This is a genomic window from Cellulomonas sp. NPDC057328 (genome assembly GCF_042667215.1).
Taxonomy (GTDB): domain Bacteria; phylum Actinomycetota; class Actinomycetes; order Actinomycetales; family Cellulomonadaceae; genus Cellulomonas.
Genome location: NZ_JBHUZW010000025.1, coordinates 1 through 16,916 on the forward strand (window position 1 = coordinate 1; position 16,916 = coordinate 16,916).

Below are 16,916 nucleotides of genomic sequence, written 5' to 3' on the forward strand. Positions count from 1 at the left end.
CGTCCGTCCCGCCCTCACCCACGCACCTCGCACCACGACCTCGGACGGAAAGGAGTGCCGACATGGAAGCCCGTGCCGACACCCGCGGCGACAGCTGGCTCTCGGGTGTGCTCTCCGCCGTGACCTCCGTGGTCGTGCTGGCGGTGCTGACCCTCGCCGTGGCGCTCGCCGTCGTGCCGAAGGCCCTCGACGGCGCCGCGCTCACGGTCCTCACGGGCTCGATGGTGCCCACCTACGATCCCGGCGACGTGGTCGTCGTCCGCGGCGTCCAGGACGCCGCGGCCGAGGTCCAGGTCGGCGACGTCGTGACGTTCCAGCCGGTCTCCGACGACCCGAGCCTCATCACGCACCGCGTCGTGGACAAACTGCTCACCTCCGACGGCACCCTGTTCGTGACGCGCGGCGACGCGAACTCCGCGGACGACGAGCCGTTGGTACCGGGGCAGATCAAGGCGACGGCCGTCTACCACGTGCCCTGGGTGGGGCACCTGTCGCTGTGGCTGGGGCAGCGTCGCGGGCTCGTCGTGATGGCGGGCGCGCTCGCCCTGCTCGGCTACGCGGCCGTGATGGTCCTGCGCCCGGAGCGGCGCCGGACCGCGGCGCCGACCGACGCGCCGGCGGACGGTGCCCATGCACCCGTCGTGCCCGCCGGCGGGTCCGCGGAGGCAGCACGATGAAGGCGCGGCGCACCCTGTCCCTCGCCGCGGTGGCACTGACGGTCGCGGGGGCGACCGCAGGGATCACCTACGCGCTCTGGGGCACCGACGCGTCCAGCGCGGTCGCCGTCGTCCGCACCGGCGACCTGGATCTCGAACCGGTGGGCGGCCTCGTGGTGCGCGAGACCAGCGCGGACGTCACACCCACGCACGCGGTCGCGATGCGGTCGGACATGACGACGGTGAACCACCTCGCCACGCCGGGCGACTCGTTCGTCCTGCAGCAGCAGTTCCGCACCCGCCTCGAGGGCGACAACGTCCGAGCGCGGCTGAACGTGCGCTGGCAGGCCCCGCCGAGCCTCGTCCCCGCCGGTGGTGTGTCGGCGACGTACGTCGTCACGGCGCCCGACGGCGTCTCGTCCGCTCCCGTCGCGCTGGGCACGGCGGTGACGGTCCCGGCCGACGGCGGCTCCATCACGCCGGCCGACGTGCGCGCGTGGGGGACCGCCCCGTGGGTCCTCACGCTGACCCTGCGCTACACCGGCACGTCCGCCGTCGTCGTGCCGCCGTCGGGCGTGGCCACGGCGCCGATGACCGGTCTCGGCACGGTGGTCCTCGAGCTCGCGCAGGTGCGCGACGGGACCGCGCCGTGACGGCCCCGACCGCGGCGGCGCCCGCGCGCCGATGGGCCGGTGCCGTGCTGACCGCGCTCGTCGTCGTGGCCGCCGTCGTCGTGGGCCTCGGGACGGGCGGCACGCTGGCTCTGTGGCGCGACGAGTTCCGCGGCGCGGCGCGCGTCCCCGTGGGCGTCGCCGTCTTCGGCGTCGGCGCGCCTGCCGCCCCCGGCACGCTGAGCCAGTACGCGACGACGGACGGCCAGGCGCTCGCGCACACCTTCGGACCGGCGCAGGCCGCGGCGCTCTACAACGGCGGCGCGGGCGGCAGCGTGGCGATCCCCGTGCAGGTCGACGCGCTCTCCCAGGGCCACCGCGGGCTGTCCTACACGGTCGTGCCAACCATCTCGGGGGGTGTCTTCGGGGCGTCCACCTGGCGCCTCTACCGCGTCGCGTCCGCGGCCGCGTGCACCACCGCGACGAGCTCGACCGAGGCCAGCGCGTCGACACCCGTGCCGAGCGGCTACACGACGACGTCCACCCTCGTCTCCGAGTACTGGTGCCTCGTCGCGACGTACGCGCCGGTCGCCGGGACCAACGAGGAGCAGGCCGAGGTGACCGGGACGCCGGTCGTCCCGGAGAAGGAGGATCCTGCGGACGTCCAGGACGCCGAGTCCTGGAACGTGACGGGGTACGAGGAGCTCGACCCCGGCGCCGAGCCGTCACACTCCCTCACCTTCACCTTCCGCACCTTCCGTCCGGGGGAGACGCCGTGACCCGCCGGCGGCTCGCTGCGGCGGCGGCCGCGGCGGCGGTGCTCGCGGCCACGGCCGGTGGCGCACCCGCGATGGCCGCCACCGCCGACGACGCGCTCAGCACCGCGTGGGACGGGCCCACCGTCCACCTCCGGGCCGACGGCAGCGCGTACTCGACGAGCACGACGTCCTTCCTCGGCGCACCGGTCGCCGTTCCCGGCGACGTCGCGGGACGGACCCTGACGGTGCGCAACGACGGGCCCACCGACGCGACCCTGCGCGGCTGGGTCACCGACGTGCGGCTCCTCGACCCCGACGCCCCGGACCTGGACCCCCGGACGGGTGCGTCCCTCGGCGACTTCTACTCCGACCTCACGCTCGCCTGGCGCACGGCGTCGGACGACGGCTCCGCCTCGTTCCGTGCGCTCGCCGCGCAGGGGCGCACGCCCGTCGTGGAGGTCCCGCTCGCGCGGGGGGCGTCGACGCAGGTCACGATCGTGTCGGCCTTCCCCGTGGAGGCGACCTCGGGCAACGGGGCGGACGCCGCGCCGCGCGAGGCACGGTTCTCGGTGCTGCTCGAGCTCGCGGGCCGGCCGGGAGCCGGCCCGGGGGAGCCGACGGCCGCACCCACCGGCGACCCCGCCCCGACGCCCGGCGCCGCCGGTTCGGACGGCCGCGGGGGCTCCGCGACGGCGTCCGGCCCGGCCGGCAGCGGCGTGGCCGTGGCGACGGACCCGCTGGCCACGACCGGTGCGGAGGCCCTGCGCCTCGCGCTCGTCGCGGTGACGGCGGTCGGGCTCGGCGGGCTGCTGCTCGGCGCGGCGCGGCGGCGGCGCGAGGAGCGGTGACGCGGACGCCGTGACGGCGGACGCGGTACGGGTATCCTCGGGGACGCTCTGCGGCATCGCTGCCGCGGGCCGGCCGGGTACGGGGCCGTCATGGGTCCCGCCGTCGGACGTCCGTCCCGGGCACGTGCCGGGGTGACTGGACGTTCGGGGTAGTGTGGCGCGCGGTCTTCGCCGCGGCGCGGCGGCAACGGGTCGGTCTCGCCGGCCTCATTCCAGCAGGAGGACAGGTGCTCAGCGCATTCGCACGGGCGTTCCGGACGCCCGACCTGCGGCGCAAGCTGCTCTTCACCATCGGCATCATCGTGGTGTTCCGCATCGGTTCGTTCCTGCCGACGCCGGGTGTCAGCTACCCGAACGTCCAGGCGTGCATCGACCAGACGGCCGACGCCAACGACCTGCTCGGGCTGGTGAACCTGCTCAGCGGCGGTGCGCTGCTGCAGCTGTCGGTGTTCTCGCTCGGGATCATGCCGTACATCACCGCGAGCATCATCATCCAGCTGCTCCGCGTGGTGATCCCGAAGTTCGAGGAGCTGCACAAGGAGGGGCAGTCCGGCACCGCGAAGCTGACGCAGTACACGCGGTACCTGACCATCGGCCTCGCCGTCCTGCAGTCGACGACGATCATCACCTTCGCGCGCAGCGGCAACCTGTTCCCGGGCTGCTCGGTCGACGTCATCCCCGACGACTCGCCGCTGGTCCTGCTCATCATGGTCATCGCCATGACCGCCGGTACCGGCCTGGTCATGTGGCTCGGCGAGCTCATCACCGAGCGCGGCGTCGGCAACGGCATGTCGCTGCTCATCTTCGTCTCGATCGCGGCGACCTTCCCCGGCGCGATGTGGTCCATCGCGGGCGGCGCCGGCGGCGTCGGCAAGTTCATCGTCGTCATGGCGATCGTCGTGCTGGTCATCGGCCTGGTCGTGTTCGTCGAGCAGTCGCAGCGCCGCATCCCGGTGCAGTACGCCAAGCGGATGGTCGGCCGCCGCATGTACGGCGGCTCGAGCACCTACATCCCGATCAAGATCAACATGGCCGGCATCATCCCGGTGATCTTCGCGTCGTCGTTGCTGGCCATCCCCGCGCTCATCGCGCAGTTCGGCGACGCGACGGCCGGCTGGGTGCAGTGGATCAGCGTGTACATCGCGGACCCCGAGGCACCGCTCCACATCGCGATCTACATCCTGCTGATCATCTTCTTCTGCTACTTCTACACGGCGATCACGTTCAACCCGGACGAGGTCGCGGACAACATGAAGAAGTACGGCGGCTTCATCCCGGGCATCCGCGCCGGACGCCCGACGGCCGAGTATCTCGACTACGTCATCACGCGCATCACCGCACCGGGCTCGATCTACCTGGCGCTCGTCGCCCTGATTCCGACGATCGCGTTCATCGTCCTCGACGTCGGCTCGAACATCCCGTTCGGCGGCGCGTCGATCCTCATCGTGGTCGGCGTCGGCCTCGAGACGGTGAAGCAGATCGAGTCGCAGCTGCAGCAGCGTCACTACGAAGGGTTCCTCCGTTGAGCGCACGTCTCGTCCTGCTCGGCCCGCCCGGAGCGGGCAAGGGCACGCAGGCCGCCCGTCTCGCCGAGCAGCTCGGCGTGCCGGCCATCTCGACCGGTGACATCTTCCGCGCCAACATCAAGGGCGGCACGGAGCTGGGCCGCAAGGTCCAGGACATCACCGCGTCGGGCGCCCTCGTGCCGGACGAGCTGACGAACGAGCTGGTCCGCGACCGGCTCGCGCAGGCGGACGCCGTCGACGGGTTCCTCCTCGACGGGTACCCGCGGAACGTCGCGCAGGTCGCCGCGCTCGACGAGATGCTCGCCGCGGCGGGTGTCGGCATCGACGCGGCCGTCGAGCTGACGGTCGACCCGCAGGTCGTCGTCGACCGGCTGACCAGGCGCGCCGCGATCGAGGGGCGCGCCGACGACACCGAGGACGTCATCCGCCACCGGCTCGACGTCTACGCCGAGCAGACCGCGCCCATCGCGCAGGTGTACGCGGCGCGGGACCTGCTGGTGCAGGTCGACGGGCTCGGCGAGGTCGACGAGGTCACGCAGCGGCTGCTCGACGCGCTGCGGGCCGCGCAGTCCGCCTGACCCGCATGTTCGGCCGCGAGCGGATCGAGTACAAGACGCCCGAGCAGGTCGCCGTCATGCGGCGTGCCGGGCTTGTCGTCGCGGACGCGCTCGACGCCGTCCGTGCGCGCGTCGCGCCGGGCGTGACGACGGCCGACCTCGACGCCGTCGCGGAGGACGTCATCCACCGCGCGGGCGCGACCCCGTCGTTCCTCGGGTACCACGGGTACCCCGCCTCGCTGTGCGTGTCGGTCAACGAGGAGGTCGTGCACGGCATCCCCGGCGCGCGCGTGCTGCGGCCCGGCGACGTCGTGTCCGTCGACTGCGGGGCGGTCGTCGACGGGTGGCACGGCGACTCCGCCTTCTCGATCGTCGTCGGCGACGGCGACCCGCACGACCACGAGCTCGTCACCACCACCGAGGACGCCCTGTGGGCCGGCATCGCGGCGCTCGCGCGCGCCGACCGGCTCGGCGCGGTGGGGGAGGCCGTCGAAGGGGTGGTCGAGGCCGCGACGGCCGCCGGCCGCAACGGCGGCACGCCGTTCGGGATCGTCGAGGACTACGTCGGGCACGGCATCGGCACCGCCATGCACCAGCCGCCCGACGTGCCGAACTACCGCACGCGCGACCGCGGGGCGAAGGTCCGTCCCGGCCTCTGCGTCGCCGTCGAGCCGATGCTCGTGCGCGGTGCCGAGGCGAACCACACGCTCGCGGACGACTGGACGGTCGTCACCGACGACGGGTCCCGCGCCGCGCACTGGGAGCACACGGTGGCTGTCCTCGAGGACGGCATCGTGGTGCTCACCGCCCGCGACGGCGGAGCCGAGCGCCTCGGCGCGCTCGGCGTGCAGGTCGCGTCGCTCGGCTGACGGCCGCGGCGCGGCCCCGGGCCCGGACGGGGTCGGGCGCCCGCGACGGACGCGCGGCGGGTCGACCGCCGGCCGTCCTCCGGAGGCGTCACGATCGTGCGCCGGATGGCGTATAGTTGCCGGTTGGTTGTGTGCGCCGTCCGGACGGACGGGCCGCGCGCGCCGTCCACACTCTCGGCGAGAGGTCCGGCCAGGCCGGGCCTCGCGGCAGCGCGTGGTCACAGCACAGCACGAGAAGAACGACAGTTAGCGGAGGACATGGCCAAGAAGGACGGCGTCATCGAGATCGAGGGCAGCGTGATCGAGGCGCTCCCCAACGCGATGTTCCGCGTGGAGCTCGCGAACGGCCACAAGGTGCTCGCCCACATCTCGGGCAAGATGCGTCAGCACTACATCCGGATCCTCCCCGAGGACCGGGTGGTCGTCGAGCTCAGCCCGTACGACCTGTCCCGCGGGCGCATCGTCTACCGCTACAAGTAACCCACCCCATCGACACGCCGTCGGCCGAGCCCACCGGGCACCGCACGGCGGCGGAGGAACACGCGATGAAGGTCAAGCCGAGCGTCAAGAAGATCTGCGACAAGTGCAAGGTGATCCGCCGGCACGGTCGCGTCCAGGTCATCTGCGAGAACCTGCGCCACAAGCAGCGCCAGGGCTGAGCAGCCACCTGAACCACCCGGCCCGCTAGGGCCAGCAAGCGCACCGCCGCTCCGTGAGCGGGCCCTCGGGCCCCGCGCACGGCGAACCCCCGGCTCGGAGGCCGGGGCCCGCGAACCACACGCGGGAGGACGGTGCGGCAGACCTCCGAGGCACTACAGGAGCCACCAGGCATGGCACGTCTCATCGGTGTCGACCTCCCCCGCGAGAAGCGGGTCGAGATCGCGCTCACCTACATCTTCGGGGTCGGCCGCACGCGTGCGCAGCAGACCCTCGCCGCCACGGGCATCAGCCCGGACGCCCGGGTCAAGGACCTCGGCGACGCCGAGCTGGTCGCGCTGCGCGACTACCTCGAGGGCAACTACAAGCTCGAGGGTGACCTGCGCCGCGAGGTCGCCGCCGACATCCGCCGCAAGGTGGAGATCGGCAGCTACGAGGGCCTGCGTCACCGCCGCGGCCTCCCGGTGCGCGGTCAGCGCACCAAGACCAACGCGCGTACCCGCAAGGGCCCGAAGCGCACCGTCGCCGGCAAGAAGAAGGCCGGGCGCAAGTAAGGCGCCGGGCTGGTCGCGCCCGCCGCTGACCGCCCCGCCGTCGGCCCACCGACCCGCAGACCCCGAGAGAAGAAGAGATGCCTCCCAAGTCCCGCACCGCCGTGCGCAAGCCGCGCCGCAAGGAGAAGAAGAACGTCTCCCACGGCCAGGCGCACATCAAGAGCACGTTCAACAACACCATCGTGTCCATCACGGACCCGTCCGGCGCCGTGATCGCCTGGGCCTCCTCCGGCCAGGTCGGCTTCAAGGGCTCGCGCAAGTCGACCCCGTTCGCCGCGCAGCTCGCCGCCGAGGCCGCCGCGCGTCGTGCGCAGGAGCACGGCATGCGCAAGGTCGACGTCTTCGTCAAGGGCCCCGGCTCGGGCCGTGAGACGGCGATCCGCTCGCTGCAGGCGACCGGCCTCGAGGTCGGCTCGATCCAGGACGTGACGCCGCAGGCCCACAACGGCTGCCGTCCGCCGAAGCGCCGCCGCGTCTGACCCGTCGACGGCCGGGACGGTGCCCCTCGGGGCCGTCCCGGCCCTCGCACGTCCGCCCCGCCCTCGTCCCGCCCCGCGGTGACGACGGCGGGCGGCGGACGGCACGACCGGACCACGACCGTCGCCCAGGACGTGCGGACCGAGCCACGTCCCGGCCAGCAGTACCTGCGGAGCGTCATATGGCGGACGCCCGCGGAGAGGAAACCCCACCGTGCTCATCGCACAGCGTCCCACCCTGACCGAAGAGGTCATCTCGGAGCACCGCTCGCGGTTCTCCATCGAGCCGCTCGAGCCCGGCTTCGGCTACACCCTCGGCAACTCCCTGCGCCGCACCCTCCTGTCGTCCATCCCGGGCGCCGCCGTCACGTCCATCCGGATCGACGGCGTGCTGCACGAGTTCTCGACGATCCCGGGTGTCAAGGAGGACGTCACCGAGATCATCCTCAACATCAAGAACCTCGTCGTCTCCTCGGAGAACGACGAGCCCGTCGTGATGTACCTGCGCAAGCAGGGTGCGGGTGTCGTCACCGCCGCGGACATCGTCCCGCCGGCGGGCGTCGAGGTGCACAACCACGACCTGCACCTCGCCACGCTCAACGACAAGGGCAAGCTCGAGATCGAGCTGACGGTCGAGCGCGGCCGCGGCTACGTGTCGGCGAACCAGAACAAGTCGCTCGACGCGGAGATCGGCCGGATCCCGGTCGACTCGATCTACTCGCCGGTGCTCAAGGTGACCTACAAGGTCGAGGCGACCCGTGTCGAGCAGCGCACCGACTTCGACAAGCTCATCGTCGACGTCGAGACCAAGCCGGCGATCAGCCCGCGCGACGCGCTCGCGTCCGCCGGCAAGACGCTGGTCGAGCTGTTCGGCCTCGCCCGCGAGCTGAACGTCGAGGCCGAGGGCATCGAGATCGGCCCGTCGCCGACCGACGCGGCCCTGGCCGCCGACCTCGCGCTCCCGATCGAGGACCTGCAGCTGACGATCCGCTCGTACAACTGCCTCAAGCGCGAGGGCATCCACACCGTGGGTGAGCTCGTGGCACGGTCCGAGGCGGACCTGCTCGACATCCGCAACTTCGGTGCGAAGTCCATCACCGAGGTCAAGGAGAAGCTGGCCGAGCTGGGCCTCACGCTCAAGGACAGCCCGCTGGACTTCGACCCGACCGCGTCGGGCGCGTACTACGGGGACGACGAGACCGACTTCGTCGAGGACGAGCAGTACTGACGACCGTCGGCCCGGGCCCACGGTCCCGCGTCGCCCCTTTCTGATCCCAAGGAGTAGAGACCATGCCCACGCCCACCAAGGGTGCCCGGCTCGGTGGCAGCCCGGCGCACGAGCGGCTGATCCTCGCGAACCTCGCGACGGCGCTGTTCGAGCACAAGCGCATCACGACGACCGAGGCGAAGGCCAAGCGCCTGCGCCCGCTCGCGGAGCGGCTCATCACGTTCGCGAAGCGCGGCGACCTGCACGCGCGCCGTCGCGTGCTGACGGTCGTCCGTGACAAGGGCGTCGTGCACACGCTGTTCACGGAGATCGCGCCCGTCGTGGCCGACCGCCAGGGTGGCTACACGCGCATCACGAAGATCGGCGCCCGCAAGGGCGACAACGCGCCGATGGCCGTGATCGAGCTCGTGCTCGAGCCGCTCTCGCCCAAGCAGGCCGTCGTCAAGGAGGCCACGCAGGCCGCCAAGAAGGCCGCCCCGGTCGAGGAGGCCCCCGCCGAGGAGCCGACGACGGACGAGGCCGCCACGGACGAGGCGCCCGCCGACGCCCCGGCCGACGAGGAGACGCAGGCCGACAAGGCCTGACCTCCCGCAGCAGCACCCGAGGGCCCGGACACCGCACGGTGTCCGGGCCCTCGTGCGTGCGCCCTGCGCGCGTGGCCGGCGACCGCGGCCCGACGAACGGCTGCCGACGGACCACCGCCCGGCGGAGGCCTGTCCGGCCCGCTGCCGCCGCAGCCCTGCCCGACGCGCCCCGGCCTGCGCCGTCCCGCCGTCCCTGGGTAGCGTCGCCCCATGGCCGCCCGTCCGACGCCCGTCGTGCTCGTGCACGGCCTGCGCGCGTCCCGGACGATGTGGCGGGCCCAGGCCGAGGCGCTCGAGGCCGCGGGACGGACCACGCTCGCCGTCGACCTGCCGGGCCACGGGCGACGGCTGGGGGAGCGGTTCACGCGCGCGGGCGCGGTGGCGGCCGTGCGGGACGGCGTCGAGGCCGTCGGCGGTCGCGCGGTGGTCGTCGGCCTCTCGCTGGGCGGGTACACGGCGGTCGAGCACGCCGCGCGGCACCCCGAGCAGGTGGCCGGGCTGGTGGCCGCCGCGTGCTCGACGCGTCCGCACCGCCTCGCGCTGCGCGCGTGGGGCGCCGCGGCGTGGGGCTTCGCGCGGCTGCCCGACCGCGGTGCGGCGGTCAACCAGTGGCTCGTCGACCGCACCATGCCGCCCACCGCGGCGGCGGACGTGGGCGCGGGTGGGTTCGCGCTCGACGTCGTGACGGACACGCTGCGGGAGATGGCCGGCGCGACGCCGGTGGCGGACCTCGCGCGGGTGACGGCGCCGGTGTGGCTCGTCAACGGGCGCTGGGACCACTTCCGCGGCGAGGAGGCGCGCTTCCTCGCCGCGTGCCGTGACGGGCGGCTCGTCGTCGTGCCCGGTGCCACGCACCTCGTGAGCCTCGTGCAGCCCGTGCGGTTCACGCGCGTGCTCCTGGAGGCGCTGGAGGAGGTCGACGCGCGCGAGGCGGGTGCGGGGGCGGTCCGGCCGGGCGCGGTGCGGACGGGCGGCGTGCGGACGGGCGGCGTGCGGACGGGCGGCGTGCGGACGGGCGGCGTGCGGACGGGCGGCGTGCGGACGGCGGGACGTCCCGCCACCTGACCGCCGTCGGACGTCCTGCCGCCCTGCGGCCGCGTGCCCGGGCAGGGCGCCCTGGGCGGTGGCCTCAGGCCGGGTGGGAGGCCTGCCGCACCGCGACGGCGTCCGCGCGGTGCGCCTGCGCGAGCGTCTCGCGCCGTGCCGGCACGGCGGCCGTCGGTCCCGTGCGGACGGGCGCGGGTCCGGCCTGCGCCCGCCGGGCGGCCCGCAGGGGCGCGAGGACGGCCTCGGCGTCGACCGTGCGCAGGAGCGGGTCCGCGGTGCGGCGCGCGAGCGCGGTGTTCCACTGCGGCGGACCGACGAGGACGACGACCAGCCCCGCGGGGTCGTGCACGGCGTAGAAGGTGGCGTCGGAGGTCTCGACGACGGCCCGCACGGGTTCCGCGCCGGCCGTGTCGACGAGCGCGAGGGTCGTGGCGACGGCGCGCGCGGCGACGACCCGTTCGGCCGGGGCGTCGCCGTCCACCAGGACGACCCGGTCCACCGGGTCGAGGGCGATGACGTGCGCGACGTCCCCGACGGCCTCCTGCAGGCCGTCGAGGACGTCACGGAGCTGGTCGGTCATGGGTGCGCCGGCCCGGGGGCTCAGAGCTCGAGCTGGTCCTCGAGCGCCTTGAGCGCGCGGCGGGCGAGGGCCAGGTTGGACCGCCCGCGGTCGAGGACGAGGTACGAGAAGACGCCGGCGAGGTCCGGCCGCGACGACAGCCGGACGAGGTGGTACTGGCCGGAGAGCGTGATGAGGATGTCCTCGATCTGCTCGTCGAGACCGAGGCTGTCGATCGCGCGCAGCTTGGCGCGGATGACCTCGGTGTTCACGGCGGCGGCGAGCTCGAGGTCGAACGGCACGACGTTGCGCGTGGCGAGGGCCATGCCGCTGCCGAGGTCGACGAGGGCGATGGCGAGGGCGCCGTCGAGGTCGAGGACCTGCTGCAGGGCGGCGTCGGGCGTGGCCATGGTGGTGGCCCCTTCTTCTGGTGGAGGCGTCCGGGGGTCCCCCGGCGAGGGCGTGGGCGCGTTCCCAACCCGCGCCGTCGGCCATCGTGAGCGGGTGGTCCGCGGGCGGCAACAGGGCGTCCGGGGCTGTTCGCGCGGGTTGTCCGCATCCGCGCCGGGTTCGTCCCGGACCGTCCGGCCGCGTTTCACCCGCGCCGCCGGGCGGGTCACCCGAACGCCTGGAGGCGTGCCGCGGTGGTCACGCGGCTCCGTCACGGGCGTCGGCCGTGCCCGTGATCGGGCTGTCCGCGGGCGGCCGCCTCAGCCGGCGAGCGCCCAGGCCCGTACGCCGCCCACGATCCCGGCCTGGTTCGGCACGACGACGACGTCGTCACCGAGCCGCTCGAGCGTGGCCGCGGTGATGGCGCGCGCGTTGCCGCCGCCCAGGTAGAGCCGGTCCCAGTGGAAGACCGGCCGGAACCCCTCCACGACGCGGCGGACGCGCCGTGACCACAGCCCGTCGCCGAGCCGTGCCCGCTCGTGCTGCCCGACGTACGCGTCGTACGTGGTGCCCCAGCGCACGGGCGCGTGCGACAGCTCGAGGTGCGGCGCGATCCGTCCCCCGTCGAACAGCGCCGAGCCCAGCCCGGTGCCGAGCGTGAGGACGAGCTCCAGCCCCGTGCCGGAGACGACGCCCGCGCCGTGCACCTCGGCGTCGTTCAGCACCAGGGTGGGGACCCCGAGGCGGGCCTCGAGCAGCGCGCGCACGTCGCAGCCCTGCCAGGCGGCGACGAGCTCGGGCAGGACGGCGGTCCGCGGCCCGGACCGGGTCACGTAGTGCGGGGTCGCGACGACGACGCCGTGCCGGATCATCCCGGGCACCCCGACGGTCGCGCGCCCGGCGGGCGGCAGGTCCGCCGCGATGGCCGCGATCGTCTCGACGAGCCGCTCGGGCGGCAGCGGGTAGGGCGTGGGCACCCGGACGGCCGGGACGTGCAGCGTGCCGGCGGCGTCGAGCACCGACGCCTTGATGCCGCCGCCTCCGCAGTCGACGGCGAGCGTGTACGGGTCGGACGCGGGCGGCACGCCGACCACGGTAGCGCCGCGGCTAGCGTGGGCCCGTGCGCAGCGAGGACGAGGTCGGGACCGATGACGCGACGGCCGGGGCCCCGCCGGGCACGGCCGCGACCGCCGTGCCGGACCGCACCGACGTGCTGCGCCTGCGGCTCGACCTCGCGTACGACGGCACGGACTTCTCGGGGTGGGCCCGCCAGCCGGGGCTCCGCACCGTGCAGGGCACCCTCGAGGACGGCCTCGCGACGGTGCTGCGCACGGGCCCGCGCGGCGAGCCCGCGCCGCGCGTGACGGTCGCCGGCCGGACGGACGCGGGTGTGCACGCCCGCGGGCAGGTGGCGCACGTCGACGTCACCGCCGACGCGCTCGCGGCGGCGCGCGGCCGCTCGAACCGTGACGCCGTCGACGCGCTCACCTCCCGGCTCGGCGGCCTGCTGCCCGCCGACCTCGTGGTGCACCGCGTCACCCGCGCGCCGGACGGGTTCGACGCGCGGTTCGGCGCGCTGCGCCGCCGGTACGCCTACCGGGTCGTGGACGACGCGGCCGCGCGGGACCCGCTGCGCCGCGCGTGGGTGCTGTGGCACCGGCACCGGCTCGACGTCGCCGCGATGGACGAGGCCGCGCGGCGCCTCGTGGGGCGGCACGACTTCGCGGCGTACTGCAAGCCGCGCCCGGACGCCACGACGATCCGCACGCTGGAAGAGTTCACGTGGCGCCGGCCCGGGGACGGCCCGGACGCGGGGCTCGTCGTCGCCCACGTGCAGGCCGACGCGTTCTGCCACTCCATGGTCCGTGCGCTCGTCGGCGCGAGCCTGGCCGTGGGGGAGGGGCGCCGCGGCGTCGACTGGCCGCACGCGCTGCTCATGGGGCGCCGGCGCGAGGGCGGCGCGACGGTGGTCGCGCCGCACGGCCTCACGCTCGAGGAGGTCGCCTACCCGGCGGACGCGGAGCTCGCGGAGCGGGCCGGACGCACGCGCGCCCGGCGCGGGGCCCACGAGGTCGCGGGCGCGCCCGCGCCGGGCGGCTGCTGCGGCTGACCGGTCAGCGGCGGTCGTCTCAGATCCGGTCGTCGGGCGACGTCTCGTCGTCGCCGGTGACCTCGTCGTCGTCCGCCGTCGCGGGGGCGTCGGGGTACGCCTCCTCGTCGTCCTCCTCGAGGACGTGCACGGCGGCCTCCTCCGCGGTCGCGGCGCCGCCGGCGACGCCCGCGTCGACCGCGAACTCGCTCGTGCCGCCCGCGTCGACGGCGTCCGTGTCCTCGACGATCCGGCCGGCGCGGAGCTCGTCGCGGTCCGGCGGCGGGGGCGTGGTGGCCTCCCACACCTCGGGCTCCTCCTGGGCGACGCGCTGGTCGAGCGTCTCGCCGCGCGCCTCCTCCCAGTGCGTCTCGCCGAACCGGGTCGACGCCGGGCGATCGCGCTCCGGGGGGACGATCCACTCGTCGAGCAGGTCGCCGGTGCCGCGGTCGGACATCGAGTCCTCACCGGGCAGCTGGTTGCTGTCCCCCTCGGACCCGAGGGCGGGGTCGGTGCTGGTGGCAGGGGTGTCCTCGCTCATGCCACGACCCAAGCACCGCCCGGGGCACCTCGCCACAGCAGCGGCCGGGGATATCGGGTTGGGGCGCGGCGCCCCGCACGGGGACACTGCCCGCATGGGTCACCTCGAGGTCGCGGGCGTCGGCTGGACGCTCCCCGACGGCCGTCCGCTGCTGGACGACGTGTCGTTCCGGGTCGGCGAGGGGCACCGCACGGCGCTCGTCGGCCCCAACGGGGTCGGCAAGTCGACGCTGCTGCGGGTCGTCACGGGTGAGGTCGAGCCGCACGCGGGCGCCGTCGTGCGCAGCGGCGGGCTGGGCGTCATGCGCCAGGAGGTGGGGCGCATCGACGACGACCGGACGGTGCGCGACCTGCTGGCGTCGCTGGCGCCGCCGGCGGTGCGGGACGCGGCGGCGGAGCTGACGGCCGCGGAGCTGCTCATGATGGAGCGCGACGACGAGCCGACCCAGCTGCGGTACGCCCAGGCGCTCGCGGACTGGGCGGACGTCGGCGGGTACGACGCGGAGGCCGGCTGGGACCTGGTGACCGACGCCGTGCTGTCGCTGCCGTTCGAGCGTGCGCAGCACCGCGACGTGCGGACGCTGTCGGGCGGCGAGCAGAAGCGGCTCGTGCTCGAGGCGCTGCTGCGCGGGCCGGACGAGGTCCTCGTCCTCGACGAGCCCGACAACGCGCTCGACGTGCCGACCAAGCGCTGGCTCGAGGACCGCCTGGTCGCGTCGCCGAAGACGGTGCTGCTGGTCAGCCACGACCGGGAGACGCTCGCCCGCGTGGCGACCCACGTCGCGACGCTCGAGCCGACGGCGGTGGGTGCGCGGGCGTGGGTGCACGGCGGCGGCTTCGCGACCTACGCCCGGGCCCGGGAGGAGCGCCGCACGCGGCTGGAGGAGCTGGCGCGGCGCTGGGACGAGGAGCACGCGAAGCTGCGCGAGCTCGTCCTGACGCTGAAGACGAAGGCCGCCTTCAACGACGGGCTGGCCTCCCGGTACCAGGCGGCGCAGACGCGCCTGCGCAAGTTCGAGGAGGCGGGGCCGCCGGTGGTCGTCGCCCGGGACGAGCGCGTGCGGGTGCGCCTGACGGGCGGGCGGACCGCCAAGCGGGCGGTGGTCGCGCAGGGCCTCGAGCTGACGGGGCTCATGCGGCCGTTCGACCTCGAGGTCTGGTACGGCGAGCGGGTGGCCGTGCTGGGCTCGAACGGCTCGGGGAAGTCCCACTTCCTGCGGCTGCTCGCGGCCGGGGGCACCGACCCGGCGCCCGAGCACGCGCCCGCGGGCGACCTGCACCCGGCGCCCGTCGCGCACACGGGCACGGTCGTGCTCGGCTCGCGCGTGCGGCCCGGGTGGTTCGCGCAGAACCACGTGCACCCGGAGCTGGCGGGCCGCACCCTGCTGGACGTGCTGCACCGCGGCGACGGGCACCGGTCGGGCATGGGGCGGGAGGCCGCGAGCCGCGCGCTCGACCGGTACGGGCTCGTGGCGGCCGCCGAGCAGCGCTACGAGACGCTGTCCGGCGGCCAGCAGGCGCGCCTGCAGATCCTCCTGCTCGAGCTCGCGGGTGCGACGCTGCTGCTGCTCGACGAGCCGACGGACAACCTCGACCTGCAGTCCGCGGAGGCGCTCGAGGCGGGGCTGGCCGCGTTCGACGGGACGGTGCTGGCGGTGACGCACGACCGGTGGTTCACGCGCACGTTCGACCGGTTCCTGGTCTTCGGCGCGGACGGCGAGGTCGTCGAGACGCCCGAGCCGGTGTGGGACGTGGGACGGGTCGCACGGGCGCGCTGACGACGCCTTTTGCCCTGCGTCCCCCAGGCCGGTACTCTGGGTGGTCGTTGTGCGTCCCCTGTCGCGCACCGGTGGCTTCTCACCACTGCGTGCCGATGGCCGTCCTGGTGCGATCCCACTCGCCGGGCCGGGATGCTCCGACAGCCATCTCGGTCGGTCGCCCCTGCGCGCCCGGCCATGACACGCAACACGAGACAGAGGCCCACACCCGTGCGCACGTACACCCCGAAGCCCGGCGACGTCGAGCGGAACTGGTACGTCATCGACGCGTCCGACGTCGTCCTCGGCCGCCTGGCCACCCACGTGGCCACGCTGCTGCGCGGCAAGCACAAGCCGACGTTCGCGCCCCACGTCGACGGCGGCGACTTCGTCATCGTCGTGAACGCCGAGAAGATCGCCCTGACCGGCAACAAGCGCGAGACCAAGCTCGCCTACCGGCACTCCGGCTACCCGGGCGGCCTCCGTGCCACCCGCTACGCCGACCTCCTCGAGAAGCACCCCGAGCGTGCCATCGAGAAGGCCGTCCGCGGGATGCTGCCCCGTACGACCCTCGGTCGTCAGCAGCTGAGCAAGCTCAAGGTCTACGCCGGCCCCGAGCACCCGCACGCAGCCCAGCAGCCGAAGCCGTTCGAGCTGACCCAGGTGGCGCAGTAGGCCCCGGGCTGCTGCGGCAGTGACGAACACAGAACGCGAGGACATCGTGGCTCAGACCACCGTCGAGAACGACTACGAGGGCGACGAGACGCCCACCAGCTACACCTCGGAGAGCTCCGCTCCCGTCGGGCGCGGGCAGTCCCTGACCGCCCCCGGCCAGGCGCTCGGCCGCCGCAAGGAGGCCGTCGCGCGCGTCCGTCTCATCCCCGGCACCGGCCGGTGGACGATCAACGGCCGCCAGCTCGAGGAGTACTTCCCCAACAAGGTGCACCAGCAGCTGGTCAACAGCCCGCTGAAGGCCGTGGACGTCGAGGGTCGCTTCGACGTCGTCGCCCGCATCACCGGCGGCGGCGTCTCGGGCCAGGCCGGTGCCCTGCGCCTCGGCATCGCCCGTGCGCTCAACGCGATCGACGCGGAGCACAACCGCCCGGCGCTCAAGAAGGCCGGCTTCCTCACGCGTGACGCACGCGTGGTGGAGCGCAAGAAGGCCGGTCTGAAGAAGGCGCGCAAGGCGCCGCAGTACTCGAAGCGCTGA

The 16,916-nt window shown here is 74.4% G+C and carries 22 protein-coding genes; 18 read left to right on the forward strand and 4 right to left on the reverse strand.

Annotated elements, in window-relative coordinates; all coding sequences use genetic code 11:
- The first annotated feature begins 62 nt into the window (after positions 1–62).
- The 14 genes from ACFUMH_RS06835 to ACFUMH_RS06900 all read left to right on the forward strand — a co-directional run bounded on the left by ACFUMH_RS06835 (position 63) and on the right by ACFUMH_RS06900 (position 10,389).
- Complete coding sequence (locus tag ACFUMH_RS06835) at positions 63–677, forward strand: signal peptidase I (RefSeq protein ID WP_378202396.1); 615 nt, start codon at positions 63–65, stop codon at positions 675–677.
- Positions 674–1,309 carry a hypothetical protein gene (locus ACFUMH_RS06840; RefSeq protein WP_378202399.1) on the forward strand — a complete coding sequence of 212 codons (636 nt, stop codon included), beginning with the start codon at positions 674–676 and terminating at the stop codon, positions 1,307–1,309. The genes ACFUMH_RS06835 and ACFUMH_RS06840 overlap by 4 nt, the downstream gene beginning before the upstream one ends.
- Positions 1,306–2,046, forward strand: coding sequence for a hypothetical protein (locus ACFUMH_RS06845; RefSeq protein ID WP_378202402.1), 741 nt, complete (start codon positions 1,306–1,308; stop codon positions 2,044–2,046). The genes ACFUMH_RS06840 and ACFUMH_RS06845 overlap by 4 nt, the downstream gene beginning before the upstream one ends.
- Complete coding sequence (locus ACFUMH_RS06850) at positions 2,043–2,873, forward strand: hypothetical protein (protein WP_378202405.1); 831 nt, start codon at positions 2,043–2,045, stop codon at positions 2,871–2,873. Before ACFUMH_RS06845 ends, ACFUMH_RS06850 begins: the two co-directional genes overlap by 4 nt.
- A gap of 227 nt (positions 2,874–3,100) precedes the next feature.
- Positions 3,101–4,399, forward strand: coding sequence for a preprotein translocase subunit SecY (secY, locus tag ACFUMH_RS06855; RefSeq protein WP_378202407.1), 1,299 nt, complete (start codon positions 3,101–3,103; stop codon positions 4,397–4,399).
- Positions 4,396–4,977 (forward strand): adenylate kinase, encoded by a 582-nt coding sequence (locus tag ACFUMH_RS06860; protein WP_378202410.1) that lies wholly within the window; start codon positions 4,396–4,398, stop codon positions 4,975–4,977. Before secY ends, ACFUMH_RS06860 begins: the two co-directional genes overlap by 4 nt.
- A gap of 5 nt (positions 4,978–4,982) precedes the next feature.
- A complete protein-coding gene (map, locus tag ACFUMH_RS06865; protein ID WP_378202413.1) occupies positions 4,983–5,825 on the forward strand; it encodes a type I methionyl aminopeptidase in 843 nt (280 codons plus the stop codon).
- Positions 5,826–6,083: 258 nt separating this feature from the next.
- A complete protein-coding gene (infA, locus tag ACFUMH_RS06870) occupies positions 6,084–6,305 on the forward strand; it encodes a translation initiation factor IF-1 (protein WP_012877432.1) in 222 nt (73 codons plus the stop codon).
- Between the two features lie 65 nt (positions 6,306–6,370).
- A complete protein-coding gene (gene rpmJ, locus ACFUMH_RS06875; protein WP_013117849.1) occupies positions 6,371–6,484 on the forward strand; it encodes a 50S ribosomal protein L36 in 114 nt (37 codons plus the stop codon).
- A 171-nt stretch (positions 6,485–6,655) separates the two neighbouring features.
- Positions 6,656–7,036 carry a 30S ribosomal protein S13 gene (gene rpsM / locus ACFUMH_RS06880; RefSeq protein ID WP_378202416.1) on the forward strand — a complete coding sequence of 127 codons (381 nt, stop codon included), beginning with the start codon at positions 6,656–6,658 and terminating at the stop codon, positions 7,034–7,036.
- A 77-nt stretch (positions 7,037–7,113) separates the two neighbouring features.
- Positions 7,114–7,515 carry a 30S ribosomal protein S11 gene (rpsK, locus tag ACFUMH_RS06885; protein WP_013117847.1) on the forward strand — a complete coding sequence of 134 codons (402 nt, stop codon included), beginning with the start codon at positions 7,114–7,116 and terminating at the stop codon, positions 7,513–7,515.
- 211 nt (positions 7,516–7,726) lie between these two features.
- On the forward strand, positions 7,727–8,740 hold the full coding sequence (locus ACFUMH_RS06890; protein WP_378202419.1) for a DNA-directed RNA polymerase subunit alpha: 1,014 nt from the start codon (positions 7,727–7,729) through the stop codon (positions 8,738–8,740).
- Between the two features lie 62 nt (positions 8,741–8,802).
- Positions 8,803–9,324, forward strand: a complete 522-nt coding sequence (gene rplQ, locus ACFUMH_RS06895) for a 50S ribosomal protein L17 (RefSeq protein ID WP_378202422.1) — start codon at positions 8,803–8,805, stop codon at positions 9,322–9,324.
- A 210-nt stretch (positions 9,325–9,534) separates the two neighbouring features.
- Positions 9,535–10,389 carry an alpha/beta fold hydrolase gene (locus tag ACFUMH_RS06900; protein WP_378202425.1) on the forward strand — a complete coding sequence of 285 codons (855 nt, stop codon included), beginning with the start codon at positions 9,535–9,537 and terminating at the stop codon, positions 10,387–10,389.
- A gap of 64 nt (positions 10,390–10,453) precedes the next feature.
- Here ACFUMH_RS06900 and ACFUMH_RS06905 read toward each other — a convergent pair whose 3' ends face one another.
- From ACFUMH_RS06905 to ACFUMH_RS06915, 3 genes are all read right to left on the reverse strand, one after another.
- Positions 10,454–10,951, reverse strand: a complete 498-nt coding sequence (locus tag ACFUMH_RS06905) for a hypothetical protein (RefSeq protein WP_378202428.1) — start codon at positions 10,949–10,951, stop codon at positions 10,454–10,456.
- Between the two features lie 20 nt (positions 10,952–10,971).
- A complete protein-coding gene (locus ACFUMH_RS06910) occupies positions 10,972–11,340 on the reverse strand; it encodes a hypothetical protein (RefSeq protein ID WP_378202430.1) in 369 nt (122 codons plus the stop codon).
- A 300-nt stretch (positions 11,341–11,640) separates the two neighbouring features.
- Positions 11,641–12,405, reverse strand: coding sequence for an ROK family protein (locus ACFUMH_RS06915; protein ID WP_378202433.1), 765 nt, complete (start codon positions 12,403–12,405; stop codon positions 11,641–11,643).
- A 125-nt stretch (positions 12,406–12,530) separates the two neighbouring features.
- Between ACFUMH_RS06915 and truA the strand changes: the two genes are divergently transcribed.
- Positions 12,531–13,430 (forward strand): tRNA pseudouridine(38-40) synthase TruA, encoded by a 900-nt coding sequence (gene truA / locus ACFUMH_RS06920; RefSeq protein ID WP_378202518.1) that lies wholly within the window; start codon positions 12,531–12,533, stop codon positions 13,428–13,430.
- 19 nt (positions 13,431–13,449) lie between these two features.
- Here the strand turns inward: truA and ACFUMH_RS06925 are convergent, their stop codons facing one another.
- On the reverse strand, positions 13,450–13,950 hold the full coding sequence (locus ACFUMH_RS06925; RefSeq protein ID WP_378202436.1) for a DUF5709 domain-containing protein: 501 nt from the start codon (positions 13,948–13,950) through the stop codon (positions 13,450–13,452).
- Positions 13,951–14,044: 94 nt separating this feature from the next.
- Here ACFUMH_RS06925 and ACFUMH_RS06930 point away from each other — a divergent pair, with 94 nt between their 5' ends.
- The 3 genes from ACFUMH_RS06930 to rpsI all read left to right on the forward strand — a co-directional run bounded on the left by ACFUMH_RS06930 (position 14,045) and on the right by rpsI (position 16,916).
- A complete protein-coding gene (locus tag ACFUMH_RS06930; RefSeq protein ID WP_378202439.1) occupies positions 14,045–15,727 on the forward strand; it encodes an ABC-F family ATP-binding cassette domain-containing protein in 1,683 nt (560 codons plus the stop codon).
- 210 nt (positions 15,728–15,937) lie between these two features.
- Positions 15,938–16,381, forward strand: a complete 444-nt coding sequence (gene rplM, locus ACFUMH_RS06935; RefSeq protein WP_378202442.1) for a 50S ribosomal protein L13 — start codon at positions 15,938–15,940, stop codon at positions 16,379–16,381.
- A gap of 46 nt (positions 16,382–16,427) precedes the next feature.
- Entirely contained in the window at positions 16,428–16,916 is a 489-nt protein-coding gene (rpsI, locus tag ACFUMH_RS06940) for a 30S ribosomal protein S9 (protein ID WP_378202446.1), read from the forward strand.

Excerpts from the sequence above, each read along its gene's own strand:
- rplQ (WP_378202422.1), top strand. The coding sequence starts at position 8,803 with ATGCCCACGCCCACCAAGGGTGCCCGGCTCGGTGGCAGCCCGGCGCAC.
- ACFUMH_RS06905 (WP_378202428.1), bottom strand. The coding sequence starts at position 10,951 with ATGACCGACCAGCTCCGTGACGTCCTCGACGGCCTGCAGGAGGCCGTC.
- rpmJ (WP_013117849.1), top strand. The coding sequence starts at position 6,371 with ATGAAGGTCAAGCCGAGCGTCAAGAAGATCTGCGACAAGTGCAAGGTG.
- ACFUMH_RS06835 (WP_378202396.1), top strand. The coding sequence starts at position 63 with ATGGAAGCCCGTGCCGACACCCGCGGCGACAGCTGGCTCTCGGGTGTG.
- ACFUMH_RS06910 (WP_378202430.1), bottom strand. The coding sequence starts at position 11,340 with ATGGCCACGCCCGACGCCGCCCTGCAGCAGGTCCTCGACCTCGACGGC.
- ACFUMH_RS06840 (WP_378202399.1), top strand. The coding sequence starts at position 674 with ATGAAGGCGCGGCGCACCCTGTCCCTCGCCGCGGTGGCACTGACGGTC.
- ACFUMH_RS06930 (WP_378202439.1), top strand. The coding sequence starts at position 14,045 with ATGGGTCACCTCGAGGTCGCGGGCGTCGGCTGGACGCTCCCCGACGGC.
- ACFUMH_RS06925 (WP_378202436.1), bottom strand. The coding sequence starts at position 13,950 with ATGAGCGAGGACACCCCTGCCACCAGCACCGACCCCGCCCTCGGGTCC.
- infA (WP_012877432.1), top strand. The coding sequence starts at position 6,084 with ATGGCCAAGAAGGACGGCGTCATCGAGATCGAGGGCAGCGTGATCGAG.
- rpsK (WP_013117847.1), top strand. The coding sequence starts at position 7,114 with ATGCCTCCCAAGTCCCGCACCGCCGTGCGCAAGCCGCGCCGCAAGGAG.
- rpsM (WP_378202416.1), top strand. The coding sequence starts at position 6,656 with ATGGCACGTCTCATCGGTGTCGACCTCCCCCGCGAGAAGCGGGTCGAG.
- map (WP_378202413.1), top strand. The coding sequence starts at position 4,983 with ATGTTCGGCCGCGAGCGGATCGAGTACAAGACGCCCGAGCAGGTCGCC.
- ACFUMH_RS06900 (WP_378202425.1), top strand. The coding sequence starts at position 9,535 with ATGGCCGCCCGTCCGACGCCCGTCGTGCTCGTGCACGGCCTGCGCGCG.